Source organism: Ruegeria sp. CDSC002, from assembly GCF_059610905.1.
The window spans coordinates 783,681-801,585 of the sequence record NZ_JBXWOM010000001.1 but is presented as its reverse complement, the minus strand read 5'-3'; the positions used below and the strand labels follow the sequence as shown (position 1 = coordinate 801,585).

The following is a 17,905-nucleotide window of genomic DNA, read 5'->3' as shown; positions in this document are numbered from 1 at the left end:
GATATTGGGCTAACGCGCAGCGAGGTTTCGACTTGTTGTACATTGAGTAAGTTTGGCCAGCCTCAAGTTTTGCTCCCGCAGCGAACGGCAGGTTCGACGGGGCGCAGCGCAGCGACGATGTGATCAGTTGAAAGGCAACAATTGGCTGTCCCCACGTCAGTTTTTGTGGGGCAGGGGGCTTTGCCGCAACGGCACCGAAGTCAGCATCGAGCCCTTTTTACTGAATGCTGCATGAGGTAATCGCTGACTAGACCAGATTAGTTTGCCGACGGAGGAGTTGCAGGCACAGTTTCCATGGTAGCTTCCACCGCTTCTGGCCAGCCGAAATCCGTTGTCCCATCCGGCAATCCCAAAATGCGGTCGAGCGTGAGAAACTGCATGTCGATTGCCGCCTGCAATTTCTCTGCGGCGTGATCGGCTGTGTCAGATCCCCGTACTTCAATCGCGCGCAACAGGGCGAGATCAATGAAGTTGCTTAGGAACAAAATGAGTTCTGCGGCGGTATCGACATCCGCAACGGTAAACGTGCCCTCATCACAGCCTTTCTGAATAATCCTGATCAGGACGGGCATGGCGCCAGTTCTGACCCTGCGCTTGAAGTGTTCAAGCAGAACTATGTTTTTGTCCTGATTCATGACCCGGAAAAATTCGACCTGACCTGGGTAGTCATGTTCGCGTAAGTAGTTAGCCCGCAGGTGGGTAAAGCTGTGCAACAGGTCAAGCGCAGAGGACATCTCATCAGAGGCAACAACAGCCATTTGCGAAGTTACACCCTCTGCCATTCCGTCCAATACACCGAACAACAACTCGTCTTTAGATTTGAAGTGATGATAAAATCCGCCCTTCGAGACGCTCGCCATATCCAGCACATCTTGTATGGTGGTATCCTCGAAGCCTTTGGAAAAGAACAACATCTGCGCGCATCCCAGCAGCTGAGCACGCCGTTCTTCGGGCGGCATGTTCTTTCGCGTCGTAGATTTCATACACTTTCCCCTTGAAAACCGACCGACGGTCTGTAAATACAGACCCGTGGTCGGTTTGTACCTCAACTCGCCTGGCAGAGCAATGCAATTCGCCTGCCAACCCTAGTTTAACGATGCGTTTACGCAGCCTAATTCCGCAAGCGATAGTGCTTTGTGGACCCGGTTGAGTTGCGCTCACTATGCAGGATTGAATGCCATGATTGTTCTTGTCTGCGGGAATGTTTCACCACCCGAGTTGCGTCGAATGTCTCGCCTGACGGGTACTCGCGAATTGCTCGGGTTTCTGATCACAAATTGCCTGAAGCAGTGTGTGGCACTACGAGTGATAACCCCGACAAGCTCGAAGCAGAAGCCCCCAAAGCAACGCACAATTCAATCAGGATATGGAAAGGCTATGAAAAAACGCCACAAACCACGGGGTCCGGAGAACCCGGCATCTTTTGAAGTAAGTCGAAGTCGAAGGTTTTCTATACGACGCATTGCCAACTCAGTTCAGTTTGTACGTTCAGCGTTCGTCGCGCTCATCTGTGGTGCCGCTCTGAGTGGATGTGCCGCCAACATGGCGGCGACAGGCAGAGATGGCCCTGATCTGAGCGTCGTTAGCCAGGAGGCCACCCGGTTCAAAGTTGAACGCCAGTTGGGCTCACCCGATGAATTGCAGCAACAAGCCAATGGAGACTGGGTGGCCGTCTATGATGTTGAGCCCAGGACAAAACCGAACCTTGCGCGAGCAGCAGGTCATGGAACATTGGATCTTTTTACCTTCGGGCTTTGGGAAGTTGTGGGTGGCCCGCTAGAGGTGGCACACGCGCGTCGGGTACTGGTCACTGCCCGATATGACCAATCAGGGAAACTGCTTCAAATGACCAGTAAACCCAAACCCATCTTCTAATCAAAGTTTTGGATCACGGCTGGACGGAAACCGGAAAGCGGTAATTCCAATACCCCCACTAACGGAAAATCACTCCCGCTGGCGCATCACGTATGGCCAGCGTTCAGATGGCCTTTCCACACAACCAAAAGAACGGACCTTTATAATGAAGACTATCACGATGATTGCGCTTGCTGCCATGATGCCGACTTTGTCCTTGGCAAATGAAAGCTGGACCGGCTTCAACGCCGGTTTGCAGCTATCCACAATCGATGTCTCCGAGGGCAACAACGACAACGGAAATGCGGCCCTGGGTCTCCATGCTGGTTATCTTCACGATTTTGACGGTTACATAATTGGTGGTGAACTTACTTATGACGCAGGTGCTGAGGTTGAGTCCGGAGGGAAAGCCGAAAAAGTCGATACTGTACGCCTGAAGTTCAAAGGCGGGCATGTAATTGGCCGGACATACCTTTATGGCGTGATTGGTTACGCGAACATCGATGGCGGATCCACGAGCGAAGACGGCTATTCTGCTGGCTTTGGCGTGGCCTATCGTGCGACGGACAGGGTTCTGGTTGGTCTTGAATACCTACGAGACACATATGACACGCCGGGTGATGATATCACGGCTGAATCTGTCGCGCTTCGGGTGTCCTACAAGTTCTAGCTGTAGCCATTCGAGATTTCGAAAATGGCGGGGACTTCAAACGGTTCCCCACTATTTTACCACCTTCAAATTTCGACGAGGCGCCAGGTGACTAAAGTATCGACTCTAAAGAATGAACGGCTACACCTAGGACCGCTTAAAGTGAAAGCTTGGCTCGGCTATCTTTCTTTTATGGTCTCAAAACGCCCAGCGTTTATGGGCGGTCCTGTTTCCCCGCGTTTGCCCAAACATGGGGAGCTGGCATTCCTATCTAATCACATGCGTCGCGATGTTGGCCTCCCAGAATATCACGAGCGCGAGCCCAATCTCTACCTGAGGTATTGAGATCAGGTCGCAACGGAATTCGAGACGCCACCGCAATGCAATAATCCAATGGACAGCGAGCAATGTACTCATTCAAACTTCGACGCCTTCTCTTACTACTGACATTTTGTGTTGCCATCGTTGCTGGATGGTCTTTTGCCCAGGATCGTCAAGAAGTTACCGTGACGCGCAGCGGTGAAGATGTTGCAGCCAAAAAGTGTTTCGGAAGTTTCGTTTCACAGGAAGTAGTTGTTCTTGGCGGAATTGAGCAAACGATACTTATTCGCACTTGTGATTTGTCCCAACCGGTGCTGCTTTTTTTGCACGGGGGTCCGGGTGGTGCCGTGATGCCCTGGGTCGAATTGTTTCACACGCCCTTGCTGGAAGAGAGCTTTGTCGTTGTCCATTGGGATCAACGCGGAGCCGGAAGTTCATTCAACGAAGATCTCACGATAGAAGACATCGCGCCATCCAAGTTAGTGGCGGATACACTTCAACTTACCAACCTCTTAAGCGACCGCTTTGGGCAAAAAAAAAATATTCCTGACCGGTCATTCCTGGGGCAGCGCGCTAGGTTTCATGACTATCGCAGAAAATAGTTCACCCTATCACGCATTCATCCCAACGTCAGAGCGTGTCGCGTGGGTAAGCAGTATGAACATGGGCTTTGAGTGGGCATTGGATCAGGCAGAAGTTCGCGGCGATGCTGAAACTCAGCGGAAACTCAAGGCGATTGAGCCGTTCGATGCACTTGATGAGGCAGATCTCACCGTTCAGCGTGAAGTTTTAGCAGACTACGGAGCCGGAGACTTTCATACCGAAGGGCTATGGGATCGCTATCTCTCCTATGTGCTAGAAGGGCGGAGCCCCTACTACACGGACGCACAGGTTAAGAACTATCTCCGCGGTCTTGAGCTATCGAGCACAGCAATTGAACAGCCCGAGATCGTTGGTGCATACGACCTCGTCACCTCGCACCCGGTCCTAGATCTACCGGTCCACTTCATAACTGGAGCAGAAGACCAGAACACCCCGGCAGATCTGGCACATGAGTATTACAAACACCTCAAGGCTCCAGCGAAGAGTTTTACCCGTATCGATGGCGCCGCCCATATGGTGATGTACGACCAACCCATTGCCTGGGCTGAAGCCCTGGTTCAAATAAGAAACCAGACGCCTACCAACTGACGAGCGGTACGGCGCGTCGTCATACAGTTCAATCAATCCTACCCCTCCCATTTTCGGAGAGGTGGATCAAGGAGTTGCAAAGATGGACATAGCTCGATTTTCCGAACGCCTGATGGGCATGAAGGACGAGGTTTGGCTGCGGCATGCGAACCCTTGGTCCGTCTGGACCCGTGTGTTGACACCCCTGCCGCTTATGGGCTTGGCAATCTGGAGCAGAGCATGGATTGATTTTTGGGCATGGCTTGCGGTCGGCGTCGTTCTTGTCTGGATATGGACCAACCCACGCGTTTTTTCGCGGCCGGAGACTTTCGACAGTTGGTCCGCGCAGGGTGTTCTTGGCGAGCGTGTCTGGCTGCGGCACCGCGATAAGGTTGCGGCTCATCATAAACGCGCCGCAAATGCAGTTGCCTTCGCCAGTAGTATGGGTCTGGTGCCTTTTGCATACGGCCTTTGGGCGTTCGATCTGGGGTTCACTTGCCTCGGCATAGTTGTGATCTCAGGTGGCAAGATGTGGTTTGTGGACCGCATGGCCTGGGTTTGGAGCGACTTCGTGCGCGACGGTGGAACTCTAGATGATCTGACAGTTGGAAGTTGAGCTATGGCACCACACTTCCATCAATCGGAATGTTCTGAGCTTCTTGCATCATTCAAGGGTACGATGGGTGGCACGGCGAGGATCAGCCTCAACAGGCTTCACCCAAGAGAATATTCTAAACAATCAGGTTACACACATGATTATCGAAGTTCGCCGCTACACACTAAAACCCGGACGTCGCGAGGAGTTTATAGAGTTCTTTGAACAAGAGAACCGTGTTGCATTGCGAGACGCCGGGATGCTGGTCTTTGGCCCCCTACGAGATCTGGACAATCCGGACAAAGTCCACTGGATGCGGGCATTCTCGTCGCTCGAGGAACGAGACAGGATCAAAGATAGTTTCTACAAGGGACCCGTATGGAACAAGCACATCGAGCCCTTGGTAATGCCCTTAATCGCCCACTTCGAGGCGGATGTAACCGAAACAACAAACGGGTTTGAGAATTTCGGCGGTGGCGTATCCCTTTAAATTCCGGGGCCCACAATCCGAAGGGCTGACAGAAGAGAACAAGACACGTTCCACAGCACCGATTGTAGCCACTGGCGGGTGCGCAGTGGGTGGCGATGATCCAAAACAGACCTTGATCGGACGGCAAACTAGCGACGCCAATACCCACCCAATTAACCGGAAGCGAAAAAGGCATTAGATCTCGAAAGTAAAGAGGGCTGCGACCGCAGCTTCTCGGCTGGCTGCTGAATGTCTGCTGTGGGCCGCCCTCGTGATCAGCTATTGGCGGGGCAGGGGGCTTTGCTGCAAGGGCACCGAGGTCAGCAGCGAGCTCAAAACGGAAAATTAGATTCCCCGGCTCTTCTCAGTCATCCGTGATATCGTTTTCAGGCTTGCGGTTGGTAAGCGGGGCACAATGGGGGAATGGGGAATGACAAGCGACATTACAGTTGTTGGACTGGGCGCAATGGGAACTGCTCTGGCAACCGCGCTCTTGGACTCCGGGCGTAATGTTACCGTCTGGAACCGCACGCAAGACAAAATAGAGCCCTTGGTGGAGCGGGGTGCGCGGGGTGCCGATGAATTGGATGAGGCCATTTCGGCAAGCCCTAGGACATTGATCTGCCTTCTCAACTACTCAACCACAAACGCTCTTTTTGATACTCCTCCAGTCTCAAAAGCTGCCGTCGGTAGCGACATTATTCAGCTTGGCACTTCGTCGCCGCAAGAATCTGAGGACAGTAAAAAGCAATTTAACAATTGGGGCGCAGGTTACCTTGACGGCACGATCATGTGTTGGCCAGGCGACATCGGAACGTCAACCGGCCGGATAGCGGTCGCAGGAGACGAAATCGCATTTTCTGATAGCAAAGCAGACCTTGACGTACTCGCCGGCGATTTACGCTACTTGGGTTCCAACGTCCGCTCGGCAGCGACATTGGAGCTTGCGTTTCTTTCGCGACTCCTTGGCATAATTTTTGGAAGTATACACGGATCGCTTGTCTGCGAAGCCGAGGGGTTACCTGTGTCTGAGTTCACGTCCATCCTTCCGCCTGGTGACAGGGCTATTCCTCTAACCGAAGCAATCCATGCAGGCTCTTTCGACGAGATTTCTGGCGGCGGCGCATCAGTTGATGTGGCAGCAGAGGCGGTCACCGGTTTGTACGATCACGCTGTTTCCATGGGTATCAACACTGAACTACCGACTGTAATGCGCAATTGGGTCAAACGTGCGCAGGACGCTGGCTTTGGAAAACAGGAAACAGCAGCAATTATCAAAGCGCTTCGTAAAAATTGAGGCGCCAATTGTCCGCTGCGTCCGCAGACTGTGAGTTACCGTTCTACAGGATTTCGCACGCGCGACGAACGGCAGCTATGCGGGTTGCGACTGCAGCATCGAGACAAGCCGATGGATGTCGGCTAAGGGCTGTTACCACGCGTTCCAACAAACTGACTTATCGGCAGCATTGTCCCGCCCGGCAGTCGTTCATGTCGCCTGCAGCAAACGTCTGCTTTGAGCCCAAAGCAGTCAATCGTTCGACTTTTCCAAAATATTTAAAAAAAGTGCACTGCATATCAAAAACGGGTGTAGCCTCACTTGTGTAGTTAGGGGAGAACGCTAATGCAAACAAAGGACCCGGCAAATTCAGCAAGGTACGCTCAGCGCTTAATTGTCTCTAGTTCCACGTTGGGTGCCTTGGCTTATTTGCTATTGCCGGGCGATGCCTGGGCCCAAAGTTCGCAATCTTGCGTCGAAGTTGGTGCTCCCCGTGACGAATACACTGCTGGAACAGAGACTATTCTTAGCGGGCAGACGATATCTTCTACTGTGAAAACCTGCCTGCCAATTCCAAACGGACCCATCACGGCGCTTCTGATTGGTAATTCTTCCATAACGCCTTCTGGGGAAATTGAGCTTTATGTCCCGGGGCAGAGTCAAAATCCAGACAGAGCATCGGTACTGACTTTGCTGAACGTCGATGTAGCGGCTGGGAGCGGCGACTTTGTTTCACGGGAGGCCTTGACGACGCAAATCAACGGCACACTACGAGTCAATATTGTAGGGACTTCGATTGGATCAGGACGATCCATGACATTTGCACCTGCAAACGGTGGCGATGTTGATCCTACAGAGGTTTACTTCCAGTCAGATACTCCATTGACCTACGATGATTTGACAGTCACTAACGCGACAGAAATCGCTTTTGGTGTGCTCAATATTCAGACAAGAGTTGCTGAAGCGTCTGATTTTACTCTGACCAACAGTTCGATGTCGGCCACTAGCGATATGGTGATAGGTGGCGGCACAACGCTACGACTCGATGCATCCAGCAGTCTGACCACGGTCGATTTTGATAACTTTGGTACTCTGGCCGGCAACGGCACCGTGAACGCATTCAATTTCAACGTGAGAAATGGCGCTGTTCTTTCACCGGGCTCCTCGATTGGGACGTTGAATATTAATAGTGCAATTTCCTTCGATGCAGGGTCGACGATTTTGTCGGAAGTCGACCCCACAGCGGCACAAAATGCGGATCTGGTTTCGTCAACAGACGCAGTCACTGGTATCAACAAAGCTACCATACAAGTCGAAGCTGCTCGGCCCGGCCTGACTGCGCAAGACTACGCTGCCGGCAACAATTATACTGTTTTTCGAGCTTCAAGTTTTGATGGAGACTCACCGACGCTCGTTGCAGGTGGATCTCTGCCAGCTTTGTCTAACCTTACGATAGCCAATACGCCCACGGCAGATGGTCAGGTCGACATTGCATTCACTGCACAACCGGTCTCAAGCTTACCGCAGAACCCGGCAGTTACCAGTTCGCCAAATGCCAGCAACCTCGCTGGAGCGGTTGCTAATACCACAAACACGTCACCGGGGACGGGGCTCAGTAGTGGCTCAACAATTGGTGCCGCAGTCAACACGCTCACCAATTCAGGTCTGGCTGGGTTTAATCGTGTGCATGCGGAACCCTATTCCTCCAACCTGACCATTGGGCTTGAGCAACTAGACCTGATAACCAACACGGTTCTGAGCCATGCTGACTGCCGCAAATTTCAAGCAGTTGGTCTCAACAATCAAAACCGACCCGTTGCATCAGGTGGCATCGACACGGTCCACAGCCCTAGTGGTGCAGTCGACTGCTCTGATCGGCGCTGGTGGATCGACACAGCGTATGTGAGCGGGGACGTTGATGGAACTAACGGCCTCGGGACATTCGACTATTCGCTCGGCACCATTTTGGTCGGTGCGGATGTCTTCAGTTCGGAAAGAGGGGTCGTTGGCGTGTACGCAGGATTCGGGACGTCCTCAATGGATGAGCACGATCAAGTTGATCAGGACTTTTCCACCGACAGCTATCACGCGGGCGTCTACGGGCGTACAACGACTGGAACGTGGGAGTTCTCTGGGCTGATCGGTTACATGTTCGGTGAAACTGACGCCAAGCGGAATAACCCTTCTGTAGACGGATTTACGGGAGGCGAGGCAAAGTCGGATTTGGACCAAGAAGGCATTCACGCCGGTATCCAGGCACGGAAGCTGTTTAATCTGGAGAGTGGCGCAAGAGTTTCCACGGTTTTCGGACTAAACTACGGGCGCATCCAACAAGGCTCTGGAACAGAAACCGGAGGCGGCGATTTCAACTATTCAATTGAAAAAGCGGATGCAGAGTCTTTGGTCGCCTCGATTGGCGTCGACTATCAACGGGACTTTTTGAGTGACAATGGTGTGCTAACCCCAATTGCCTTTGCTCGCTACGAGTACGACTTTTTTGCCAACAAGGATAGTGAGCATGAAGTCACGGTTACAAGCCCGATATTTGGGACATTTACGCAGGTCGGGCAAAACCGAGGAACCAACGGCTTCGTCCTCGGGTTGGGGCTGGGATATCAAATATCCGAGCAAGCCAGACTAACAGCAGGATACGGCTATTCGGTACGTTCAAATGGTCAAGAACATGGTTTGGGGGCAAATCTTAGTGTTCGATTCTGATTTCGTGACACAGTTGTTTCTTTTTTGACATCATACACGTTGACCACAGTTGTTGCGGCAATCATCGATGAGCCCTGTGGACGTCAGCTTTGTCCGCAACGTGGACATTCGAACAAGTTGCAGCGTACGGCTGCTGTGTGGACAAACCAGGCTTTCGCGATTGGACAAAGCATGTCCGCTTAGCGCCAGTCTCCGACCTTGGCGTCAGGATGTCTGAAAGCGCACTTGACCTACTTTGCACTCATGTTTCCCAAGGAGGCTTTGTGCCAATCTCAGCGACCAGAAAATCCATGAACACCCGCACTTTGGGGGACAGCACGTTGGACTTGGGATAGATCAACCACAAGACATTGTCTTCGCTGGCCTCAAAGCTTGGGAGAACCCGTATCAATCGGCCTGATTTTAGTTGATCGTGCACGCTCCATAGAGCGTTCAAGGAAATACCGGCTCCGGCTAATGTGGCGTGAACCTGGCATTGACCGTCATCGATAATCAATTGACCTTTGGCTGATGCGGGATCGAAAATGGCGTTCTCGCCTGCCGGTCCTGTCAGTGGTCGCGGTTGTCGGTTTTGGAAAGCGATCAGATGGTGGTTTGTCAAATCGGCTGGTGTATCGAGAACGCCGTGCGTGTCGAGGTAGTGCGGCGCGGCACAAAGAATACGCTGGTCATCAGCCAGTTTGCGACCCTTAAGGCTGCTGTCGACAAGTGGCGCGTTCCTGAGTGCCAGATCATAGCTTCCTTCGATCAGGTCGAACTGCACATCCGACAGACGCAGATCTATTGTGAGGTCGGGGTGCTGTTCAAGGAACTTAGGCAGGATTGGCGCAATGTAGAGCTGTGCAAAACTGCTTGGCGCAGCGAAACGCAACGTGCCCTTGATGGTTGTTTTCTGCTTGCCCAGAGCCGCAAGTGCGGCCTCTTCCTGCGCGATGATTTCTCGGGCGAAAGGCAGGAAATCGGCACCTTCAACTGACAGCGACACTTTGCGTGTAGTGCGATGCAGCAGTTCGGAACCCAAGCTCTGCTCTAACTTGGCGAGCTTTGCGCTTGAGACGGCCGGGGCCATTCCAAATGCGCGCCCCGCCGCGCTGATGTTCAACATTTCTGCCGCTCTTACAAATAATCGCAGCGCGTCTGTATCAAGTCCCATTATGTGGTAAACCCGAATTATCAATCCGTGAATAGGTAGTTTATATGCAATTGGATTGACGTTAAATCCCTCTCATCGATGCAATGAAGCATGGGAAGGAGGCGCAAATGGCGTGGACAGCCACAGTCAACTACCACGTTCACAAACTCTATCGGCAAGCTTTTGAGCTAGATGCAGGCGGGACTGCTGGTAATCTGGTGTCCCCCGAACTGACTTCCGCGGTTGTTGCACTGGAAGATACCCGCGTGACTACCAACACAGTTGCATTTGCCTCTGATGCCGTTGAATTCATATCGCTGGAAACGCAGGCTCGGGATTTTGCCGGAGAGGCTTGGAAACCGGTATACGATGCTGAGCTGACAGCGACGTTGTCGGACAGGTTGGGCGTGCGCGAGGTTGTAGTTTTTGATCACACTGGTCGGACGGATGACTCCCATGCAACGCGCAAAAGCATCGAGAGCCGTACTTTGGTGCTCTACTAAAGGAACCCAGAGATGTTGGATAAAGTGCAGCCTACTGAGTTTGCCCAGATCAACGTGGCCTACAACCGGGTGTTCCGTCCCGGACGACTGAGCGTTGGCCTTGTATTGCCTCTCGAAGCCTATACCGTCGACGCAGAGCCGACGCTACGGGGACACCTGAAAGCGGCTCAGAAAGCCGAGGAACTTGGGTTTGCAGCACTTTGGTTGCGCGACGTGCCGTTTTATGTTCCAAGCTTTGGTGATCCCGGACAAGTTTACGATCCATTTGTTTATCTGGGTGCTCTGGCAACAGTGACAGACCGGATTGCGCTTGGAACGTCGAGTGTCATCTTGCCATTGCGTCACCCCGCGCATGTGGCCAAGGCAGCGGCAACCGCAGATATGCTCTCGAGTGGTCGGTTGCTGTTGGGCGTTGCTTCAGGTGACCGCCCCGAGGAGTACCCGGCGATGAACCACAGCTTTGACGACCGAGGGGCACGTTTCCGCGACTGCATTGACTACATTCGCGCGGTTGGAACGGCCTATCCCAAGTATGAAAGCGCTCAGGGCACGCTGTCTGGCGGTATTGACCTATTGCCAAAGCCGCATGGCACACGCCTGCCGATGCTTATTACCGGCGGTAGCCAGCAATCTCCCGATTGGGTGGCGCAGAACGGCGACGGTTGGATGACCTATCCGCGCAATGCGTCTGCCCAGGGGCAGGTCATCGCGGATTACCGACGACGCGTTAGGGAAGCGGGCCAACTGGACAAGCCCGTCCTGCAGTCGCTTTATGTCGATGTCGTTGCCGACCCCGCTGCGCCTCCGCGTCCAATCCATCTTGGGTTTCAGTCTGGCACCGATTTCCTTCGCAGCTATCTGCGCGAGGTTGAAACGCTCGGGGTCAATCACGTCGCCCTGAACCTTCGGTTCAATCAAGCATCTATCGATTCAACCCTCGAACACCTGGCAGACACTTTGCTGTCTGACTTTTCCTAAAGGATCAGACCGATGACCAAAACTATTCTCATCACAGGCTCGACCGACGGCATTGGCTTGCTCACAGCAAAGAAGCTGGCCGCCGATGGGCACAAAGTGCTTTTGCATGGTCGCAGTGTACCCAAATTGGAGAGCGCAGCTGCCGCTGTCGGAGGCGATGTCGAAACCTATGCCGCTGATCTGAGCGATCTGTCCGCGGTTCGAAAACTGGCCGAAAGCATACGGGCCGAACATGACAGGTTGGATGTATTGATCAACAACGCAGGTGTGCTGAAAGCCCCGCAAACCGTGCTTGAGAATGGGCAGGATATCCGCTTTGTGGTGAACACGCTCGCACCATACCTTTTGACCGAATTGCTACTGCCGATCATTCCCACCGACGGGCGGGTCGTGAATCTGTCATCGGCAGCACAGGCCCCGGTGAACATCAAGGCCATGCAAGGCAATGTTCCGCTGGCGGATATGGAAGCCTATGCTCAAAGCAAGCTGGCTATCACCATCTGGACCCGGGAATGGGCGATATCGCAAACCGAGGCTCCGGTTATGGTCGCTGTAAATCCCGGATCACTATTGGCCTCAAAAATGGTGAGAGAGGGCTTCGGCGTTGCCGGGAACGACATGAGCATAGGTGCTGATATTCTTGTTGATGCGGCGTTGGGTGAGCGGTTCGCTGGTGCGTCGGGTGCATATTTCGACAATGATAGTGGGGCCTTCGCAAATCCGCATGCTGCGGCACTGGACAAAGGTCACGTTGCCGACGTCATGAACACAATTAAAGGCTTGATCAGCCAGACTGCCTGACCAACGCGGCGCGAAAGCGCCTCGTACTTCCACCATTAACTCTCCCCTGACCCTCGCGCATGCCGCGTCGAGGCCCAAGAAAGGACTGCCTGATGAAATACGAGAACTATCAAACCTTTGACGTAGCCGTTGAGAACGGAATCGCGACAGTGACATTCAACTTTGGCTCCGTGAATGTGCAGGGTCAGGAAATGCTGGCAGATCTCAACAGTCTGGCCATGCGGCTGGAGCGTGATCGCGATACCAAGGTCGTAATCTTTCAATCTGCCAATCCGGAAATCTGGGTCTGCCACTACGACACCGACCTGCTCAAGGACATGTCGACCGAGGCAGTATCCCGCGAGGATGCGCAGCTTTTGGATCTGCAATCCGTCTGCGAGCGGATCAGTAAGGTGCCGCAGGCAACTATCGCAAAGCTGGAAGGGTTTGCACGTGGTGGTGGGCACGAATTGGCGTTGGCCCTCGACATGCGCTTTGCAGCGCGGGGCAAGTACAAGTTCATGCAGATGGAAGTTGGAATGGGCATTCTGCCCTGCGGCGGCGGCGCTTCGCGCATGGCGCGTCAGACCGGCCTTGGAAAAGCGCTTGAGATCATCCTGAGCGCGCAAGACTACGACGCGGATGATGCAGAGCGTTTGGGCACCATCAACAAGGCTCTGGAACCGGATGAAATCGGCCAGTATGTGACCGCACTTGCCGAACGGATCGCACAATTCCCGGCAGAGTCGATCAATGCCTGCAAACAGATGGTTTATGAATCCATCGACAAACCGATTGATGAGGCGCTGAAGGCCGAAGCCTATTGGCTCTATCAGGCCACCAGCAAAACTCCGGCGGTCAAACGGTTCACCATCGCGGATGAACAAGGTCTGGAACACGACATCGAAAACCAGCGCAAGTGGGGCGATCTGGTGATGCAGGTGCAGGACATCAACTGATCCCCCGAACCAAATCATCACGGAAGAAAAGGAATACCCCAATGAAAGCAATGGTTTTGAATACCTACGGACCCGATGCACCGTTCGAGCTTGGTGAAGTGCCCGATCCGGTCGCGACACCTGGGCATGTGGTCGTCAAAGTGGTCGCGACTAGCGTCAATACCGTCGATACAATGATCCACAGCATGGGCGCGGACCTGCCCCTGTCCCCCAAATTGCCGGCTGTGCTTGGTATGGACTTTGCTGGCACGGTCATCGCAATTGGCAAAGGCGTGTCAGGTTTTGCCATAGGCGATGAGGTGTTCGGCTGCGCCGGTGGTTTGATGGACCTTCCCGGCTCTCTGGCACAGTACATCAATGCAGATGCCCGCCTGATTGCACATAAGCCCAAGACTCTGGGCATGCGGGAAGCCGCCGCTCTACCTCTCGTCGGCATCACGGCCTACGAAGGTTTAACCCGCGCCGGTGTTGGCGAAGGGCAGACTGTTCTGGTTCAGGGCGGTGCAGGTGGCGTTGGTCATGTCGCGGTTCAAATCGCCCGTCATCTTGGCGCAAACGTGTCCGCGACAGGCCGCGGCGCAGATCAGTTGTCCTTGATCGAGGGTCTTGGTGCGCGTCCCTTAGATTTTACAACGCAAACAGTCGAGGACTATGTTGCCGAGCATACTGATGGCGTGGGCTTCGATGTGGTGTTTGATAGCGTTGGCGGGCCGAACATGACGAACTCGTTCGAAGCCGCCAGGCTCAATGGCCATGTCGCCTCAACGGTCGCGATGGTCGAGATTGATTTGACGCCTGCGCATTTCAAAGGTCTGTCTCTGCACGTCGTTTTCATGCTGATCCCAATGATGCACGATGTCGGGCGGCAAACCCATGGAGACATCTTGCGGTCGTTGGCGGATCTGGTGGATTCTGGCAGGCTCAAGCCAATTGTCGACGAACAGAAGTTTGGGTGGGGCAATGTCGAAGCCGCCTATGCGCATCTGACGCATGGAGGTGCGGTCGGAAAAGTCGTTGTGGAACTATGATCCGATCCGGTTGGGGTTGGTGCGCGTATGATGACCTTGCGCACCAACTCAGTTTGAGCTGCAATTGATGTCGCCTTTCAGTGCTTAGCTGACTTCAGTGCAAACTCCAGCATAGGTTACTTTAGACCCGTTGCTGAAGTTCACTGCACCCTGTAACAGCGACCGATAGGCAGTCCAAAGCGGTCTTTGATTTCGAATTCCCAAAGTTGAATTCAGGCCGTACGGAGCCTTGGTGGCCATATTATTATTGGCTTCAACAAGGGTCTTCGCGATAGAACAGCAGACGTTAAGGGGTGGCACGAATGTAGACCGCGACGGGTATTACCTCTAACGTGATTTTCGCGGAGGGCTGACTGTGAAGCGGAAACTTGCGGCGATATTGGCAGCCGATGTCGTCGGCTTCTCACGCCTCATGGGGCGCGATGAAGAAAACACAATTCGGCGTCTAAACCTTCTGCTTTCTGAATTGGTTCAACCCCAAATACGCGATTCCAGTGGGCGAATTGTCAAGTTGATGGGCGATGGTCTGTTGGCCGAATTCACAAGTGTGGTCGACGCGGCGGACTGCGCTGTCGCCATTCAACGGGCTATGCAGGACCGAGAACCTGACGCCCCCCATGGGCAACCCATTCAGTTGCGGATCGGTATTCATCTGGGAGATGTGATTTCCGAAGGCTCCGATATTTTTGGGGAAGGCGTCAACGTGGCCGCAAGATTGGAAGCAATCGCAGAACCTGGAGGCGTCTGCATTTCCGAAGATGTATACCGTCAGATCAAAGGAAAGGTCTCTGGCAGTTTCAGGGATCTGGGCGAGCAAAACTTAAGAAACATCGAACATAAGATTGGGGCCTACAGCATCGATCTCGACCCGGCGCGCCTGTCACCTGAGTTCTACGAAGTTCTGACGGGTGAGCGGTTGGAGTTGCCGGACCAACCGTCAATCGCTGTCCTGCCGTTTCAAAACATGTCAGGCGACCCAGAGCAGGAATACTTCGCGGACGGAATTACCGAAGACATCATCACTGCCTTGTCGCATATCAATGGTCTCATCGTGATGGCGCGCAATTCGACATTTGCCTACAAAGGAAGGTCTGTCGATGTAAGACAGGTCGGACGGGAATTAGGTGTTCGTTTCGTCCTTGAAGGGAGTGTCCGAAAGGCGGGGCAGCGGGTTCGCATCACCGGGCAGCTTATTGAATGTCAATCCGGCTCGCATTTATGGGCCGACCGGTATGACCGTCAGATTGAAGATATTTTTGCAGTTCAAGATGAAATCACACGCGAAATCTCCGTTTCATTGGCAGTCAACCTTACACACGGACAAGAGCTGAGACTTTGGGCTGATCAAGCGCCTAACTTTGAGGCGTGGGACTTGATGATGCGTGGCATCAGTGAACAATACAAATTTACAAAAGAAGGGAACCTCTCCGCGATTCAGCTTTACCGGAAAGCAGTTGAGCTTGACCCCGAGAACTCGTCATTCAGAACGGGCCTTGGGTGGGCGTTGCAAGCTGGTGCCCGCCTTGGGTTCCATCTAGACCCAAAGGCGTCAACTGACGAGGCCCAGTCAATTTGCGATGCATTGTTAAAGAGGAACGATGTCTCAGCTGATGTCTATGCGCTGCAAGGATATATTTTCACAAACCAATCTCGTTTTGATGAAGCCAAAGCCTTCTGCAACGAAGCTATCGAACGGCAACCGAGTGTCTCGCTTTCTCATGCCATGCTGGCAATTGCGTACAATAGTTGTGGTGAATTTGAGGAAAGCCTGAACAGCATGCGAAAGGCTATTCGGCTGTCGCCCTATAGCCCAGACTGGTATTTCAGCCATTTGGGGGATGCCTATCGCGGGTTAGGGCAGCTGGAGCAGGCAAGAACGCTTTACCGGCACTTGGAAACCCGCCTGCCTGGCACCGTTTTGTGCCAAGTCCGTTTGGCCGCGATCCACGCTGATTTTGATGACACTGAAAACGCTAAGAAAGCGGTAGAGGCCGTTCTTTCCATCGATCCGCAATTTTCAGTTCAAACCTATACCGGCCACACCGTCTACAAGACTGACGCCCTGCGCAAGTTCTGGGCGGATGCTATGCTAAAAGCGGGTCTACCAGAATAACGTCGCAGTATTGCAGAGATCAGAAGATTGCTTAGGCTGCCAGGAAATTGCGCGGCGCTTTCATATGTAAATCGGAAACTTGGATCAGGCACAGTATCGACTAAGATAGATGTGATTTCACTGCCGATGCAGGGCACTATGCCGAAGGCGATGAGAAAACCTGGTCCGCGATCCAGTCGAAAACCATGCGAGGACCGCGACCCAAATTGGCCGGGTCCCGCGACATGACGTAGCCAGCGTCGCTTATGACTACGTCATTTGTGATTTTCACAAGCGAACCATTGTTGAGCAAGCCATCAATTAGGCCGATCCAACCCAACGCGACGCCATCTCCTGCCAAAGCAGCCTGTGTGACCATGTCGTAGTTGTTAAAGCTGATGTAGTTTTTCTTTCTTTCGCCTGTAATGCCCAGGTTATCAAACCATCCCTGCCAGGTTTGCCACTCGGCGGTGGCGGGTTTTGATAAACTTAGAAGTTGAACATCCAGTAGGTCTGTCGAAGATCGAATTGGTGTTATCTTTTCTAATAGCTGGGGGCTGCAAACTGCCGCGACGATTTCTTCCAATAATAGAATTTCACCAGGTCTAATCTGGCTCCTAGGTGCGACATGGATCTGTATGTCACAATCCGGGTCGTCCAGGCCTGGTGGCACGGTAGATGCCAGAATTTGAATTTCAATCTCGTCCCCAAGTTCCTCACGTAAATAGGCCAGACGCGGTAATAGCCAGAACGTAGAGAAGGCGAAGTCGGCAGAAATCCGAACCCTTGGTTTGGATTTACGTTCCAGTAATGAACCAACTGCATAGCCCATTTGTGTCATTGCTGGTTTGACCACGTTGAGAAGCCTGAGCCCTTCATACGTTAGCGAAACGCCTCGGTGTTCTCGTTTGAAAAGTACTACGCCCAGATCGATCTCCAAGCCTTTGATCCGTTGAGAGATCGAGGATTGGGTCAAGCCAAGCGCTTCTCCGGCACTTGTGAAGTTCCCGTGTTTTGCGACCGTTTCAAACGCATAGAGCGCAACAAGGTTACGGCTGAGATTGATATTAGCCTGGTTAATGTCACTCATAATTACTGAGCTACTGCAAAACCACTCGAATATGTACCAAAAACTTTGTCAAAGGGTGATTTTCCGACCCGGTTAGAAAAACATGGGACCGAGTTATGACAGACCACAGACGCAACCAGACGGTTCAGCCTGCAATGGCAATGCAGGTGGGTAGGGTTACTGAGGGCATCTTTGGATGGGGTGTCTCGTCTGCACGGTGGGGCGATTGCCATTTAACAGACTGTGCATGCAGAACCTAATTCGCCGCTTTTCTTTGGCTTCGGTTGGGCGACACGGATTGTGGCTGCTCCA

17 protein-coding genes are annotated in these 17,905 nt (G+C 53.1%); 14 read left to right on the top strand and 3 right to left on the bottom strand.

Annotated elements, in window-relative coordinates; genetic code table 11:
- Window positions 1–257 precede the first annotated feature (257 nt).
- On the bottom strand, window positions 258–983 hold the full coding sequence (locus tag AC2FJE_RS04015) for a TetR/AcrR family transcriptional regulator (RefSeq protein WP_496699833.1): 726 nt from the start codon (window positions 981–983) through the stop codon (window positions 258–260).
- A 559-nt stretch (window positions 984–1,542) separates the two neighbouring features.
- Between AC2FJE_RS04015 and AC2FJE_RS04010 the strand changes: the two genes are divergently transcribed.
- The 8 genes from AC2FJE_RS04010 to AC2FJE_RS03975 all read left to right on the top strand — a co-directional run bounded on the left by AC2FJE_RS04010 (window position 1,543) and on the right by AC2FJE_RS03975 (window position 9,052).
- On the top strand, window positions 1,543–1,875 hold the full coding sequence (locus AC2FJE_RS04010; protein WP_496760653.1) for a hypothetical protein: 333 nt from the start codon (window positions 1,543–1,545) through the stop codon (window positions 1,873–1,875).
- Between the two features lie 145 nt (window positions 1,876–2,020).
- The gene (locus tag AC2FJE_RS04005) at window positions 2,021–2,524 is read left to right on the top strand and encodes an outer membrane protein (protein ID WP_282168684.1); all 504 of its coding nucleotides are present in this window, start codon (window positions 2,021–2,023) and stop codon (window positions 2,522–2,524) included.
- 386 nt (window positions 2,525–2,910) lie between these two features.
- The gene (locus tag AC2FJE_RS04000) at window positions 2,911–3,426 is read left to right on the top strand and encodes an alpha/beta fold hydrolase (RefSeq protein WP_496758081.1); all 516 of its coding nucleotides are present in this window, start codon (window positions 2,911–2,913) and stop codon (window positions 3,424–3,426) included.
- The gene (locus AC2FJE_RS03995) at window positions 3,407–4,015 is read left to right on the top strand and encodes an alpha/beta fold hydrolase (RefSeq protein WP_496758083.1); all 609 of its coding nucleotides are present in this window, start codon (window positions 3,407–3,409) and stop codon (window positions 4,013–4,015) included. The genes AC2FJE_RS04000 and AC2FJE_RS03995 overlap by 20 nt, the downstream gene beginning before the upstream one ends.
- A gap of 82 nt (window positions 4,016–4,097) precedes the next feature.
- Window positions 4,098–4,610 (top strand): DUF6653 family protein, encoded by a 513-nt coding sequence (locus tag AC2FJE_RS03990; protein ID WP_496699836.1) that lies wholly within the window; start codon window positions 4,098–4,100, stop codon window positions 4,608–4,610.
- A 136-nt stretch (window positions 4,611–4,746) separates the two neighbouring features.
- On the top strand, window positions 4,747–5,079 hold the full coding sequence (locus AC2FJE_RS03985; protein ID WP_282168681.1) for an NIPSNAP family protein: 333 nt from the start codon (window positions 4,747–4,749) through the stop codon (window positions 5,077–5,079).
- 409 nt (window positions 5,080–5,488) lie between these two features.
- Complete coding sequence (locus AC2FJE_RS03980) at window positions 5,489–6,355, top strand: NAD(P)-dependent oxidoreductase (RefSeq protein ID WP_496758085.1); 867 nt, start codon at window positions 5,489–5,491, stop codon at window positions 6,353–6,355.
- Window positions 6,356–6,679: 324 nt separating this feature from the next.
- Window positions 6,680–9,052, top strand: coding sequence for an autotransporter family protein (locus AC2FJE_RS03975; RefSeq protein WP_496699838.1), 2,373 nt, complete (start codon window positions 6,680–6,682; stop codon window positions 9,050–9,052).
- A gap of 241 nt (window positions 9,053–9,293) precedes the next feature.
- Here the strand turns inward: AC2FJE_RS03975 and AC2FJE_RS03970 are convergent, their stop codons facing one another.
- A complete protein-coding gene (locus tag AC2FJE_RS03970; RefSeq protein WP_496758088.1) occupies window positions 9,294–10,205 on the bottom strand; it encodes a LysR family transcriptional regulator in 912 nt (303 codons plus the stop codon).
- A gap of 107 nt (window positions 10,206–10,312) precedes the next feature.
- Here AC2FJE_RS03970 and AC2FJE_RS03965 point away from each other — a divergent pair, with 107 nt between their 5' ends.
- The 6 genes from AC2FJE_RS03965 (at window position 10,313) to AC2FJE_RS03940 (ending at window position 16,545) form a co-directional block, all read left to right on the top strand.
- Window positions 10,313–10,687, top strand: a complete 375-nt coding sequence (locus tag AC2FJE_RS03965; RefSeq protein WP_496758091.1) for a hypothetical protein — start codon at window positions 10,313–10,315, stop codon at window positions 10,685–10,687.
- 12 nt (window positions 10,688–10,699) lie between these two features.
- Window positions 10,700–11,665 (top strand): TIGR03571 family LLM class oxidoreductase, encoded by a 966-nt coding sequence (locus AC2FJE_RS03960; RefSeq protein ID WP_496758093.1) that lies wholly within the window; start codon window positions 10,700–10,702, stop codon window positions 11,663–11,665.
- Between the two features lie 12 nt (window positions 11,666–11,677).
- Window positions 11,678–12,466 carry an SDR family NAD(P)-dependent oxidoreductase gene (locus AC2FJE_RS03955; protein ID WP_496758095.1) on the top strand — a complete coding sequence of 263 codons (789 nt, stop codon included), beginning with the start codon at window positions 11,678–11,680 and terminating at the stop codon, window positions 12,464–12,466.
- 92 nt (window positions 12,467–12,558) lie between these two features.
- A complete protein-coding gene (locus AC2FJE_RS03950) occupies window positions 12,559–13,404 on the top strand; it encodes an enoyl-CoA hydratase/isomerase family protein (protein ID WP_496758097.1) in 846 nt (281 codons plus the stop codon).
- A 41-nt stretch (window positions 13,405–13,445) separates the two neighbouring features.
- Window positions 13,446–14,432, top strand: a complete 987-nt coding sequence (locus AC2FJE_RS03945) for a zinc-dependent alcohol dehydrogenase family protein (RefSeq protein ID WP_496758099.1) — start codon at window positions 13,446–13,448, stop codon at window positions 14,430–14,432.
- Window positions 14,433–14,811: 379 nt separating this feature from the next.
- A complete protein-coding gene (locus AC2FJE_RS03940) occupies window positions 14,812–16,545 on the top strand; it encodes an adenylate/guanylate cyclase domain-containing protein (protein ID WP_496760652.1) in 1,734 nt (577 codons plus the stop codon).
- 136 nt (window positions 16,546–16,681) lie between these two features.
- Here AC2FJE_RS03940 and AC2FJE_RS03935 read toward each other — a convergent pair whose 3' ends face one another.
- A complete protein-coding gene (locus AC2FJE_RS03935) occupies window positions 16,682–17,614 on the bottom strand; it encodes a LysR family transcriptional regulator (protein WP_496760651.1) in 933 nt (310 codons plus the stop codon).
- Window positions 17,615–17,905: the final 291 nt, after the last annotated feature.

Bases quoted from the DNA above. Each gene is read 5' to 3' on its own strand.
- AC2FJE_RS04015 (WP_496699833.1), bottom strand. From the start codon at position 983: ATGAAATCTACGACGCGAAAGAACATGCCGCCCGAAGAACGGCGTGCT.
- AC2FJE_RS04010 (WP_496760653.1), top strand. From the start codon at position 1,543: ATGGCGGCGACAGGCAGAGATGGCCCTGATCTGAGCGTCGTTAGCCAG.
- AC2FJE_RS04005 (WP_282168684.1), top strand. From the start codon at position 2,021: ATGAAGACTATCACGATGATTGCGCTTGCTGCCATGATGCCGACTTTG.
- AC2FJE_RS04000 (WP_496758081.1), top strand. From the start codon at position 2,911: ATGTACTCATTCAAACTTCGACGCCTTCTCTTACTACTGACATTTTGT.
- AC2FJE_RS03995 (WP_496758083.1), top strand. From the start codon at position 3,407: ATGACTATCGCAGAAAATAGTTCACCCTATCACGCATTCATCCCAACG.
- AC2FJE_RS03990 (WP_496699836.1), top strand. From the start codon at position 4,098: ATGGACATAGCTCGATTTTCCGAACGCCTGATGGGCATGAAGGACGAG.
- AC2FJE_RS03985 (WP_282168681.1), top strand. From the start codon at position 4,747: ATGATTATCGAAGTTCGCCGCTACACACTAAAACCCGGACGTCGCGAG.
- AC2FJE_RS03980 (WP_496758085.1), top strand. From the start codon at position 5,489: ATGACAAGCGACATTACAGTTGTTGGACTGGGCGCAATGGGAACTGCT.
- AC2FJE_RS03975 (WP_496699838.1), top strand. From the start codon at position 6,680: ATGCAAACAAAGGACCCGGCAAATTCAGCAAGGTACGCTCAGCGCTTA.
- AC2FJE_RS03970 (WP_496758088.1), bottom strand. From the start codon at position 10,205: ATGGGACTTGATACAGACGCGCTGCGATTATTTGTAAGAGCGGCAGAA.
- AC2FJE_RS03965 (WP_496758091.1), top strand. From the start codon at position 10,313: ATGGCGTGGACAGCCACAGTCAACTACCACGTTCACAAACTCTATCGG.
- AC2FJE_RS03960 (WP_496758093.1), top strand. From the start codon at position 10,700: ATGTTGGATAAAGTGCAGCCTACTGAGTTTGCCCAGATCAACGTGGCC.
- AC2FJE_RS03955 (WP_496758095.1), top strand. From the start codon at position 11,678: ATGACCAAAACTATTCTCATCACAGGCTCGACCGACGGCATTGGCTTG.
- AC2FJE_RS03950 (WP_496758097.1), top strand. From the start codon at position 12,559: ATGAAATACGAGAACTATCAAACCTTTGACGTAGCCGTTGAGAACGGA.
- AC2FJE_RS03945 (WP_496758099.1), top strand. From the start codon at position 13,446: ATGAAAGCAATGGTTTTGAATACCTACGGACCCGATGCACCGTTCGAG.
- AC2FJE_RS03935 (WP_496760651.1), bottom strand. From the start codon at position 17,614: ATGAGTGACATTAACCAGGCTAATATCAATCTCAGCCGTAACCTTGTT.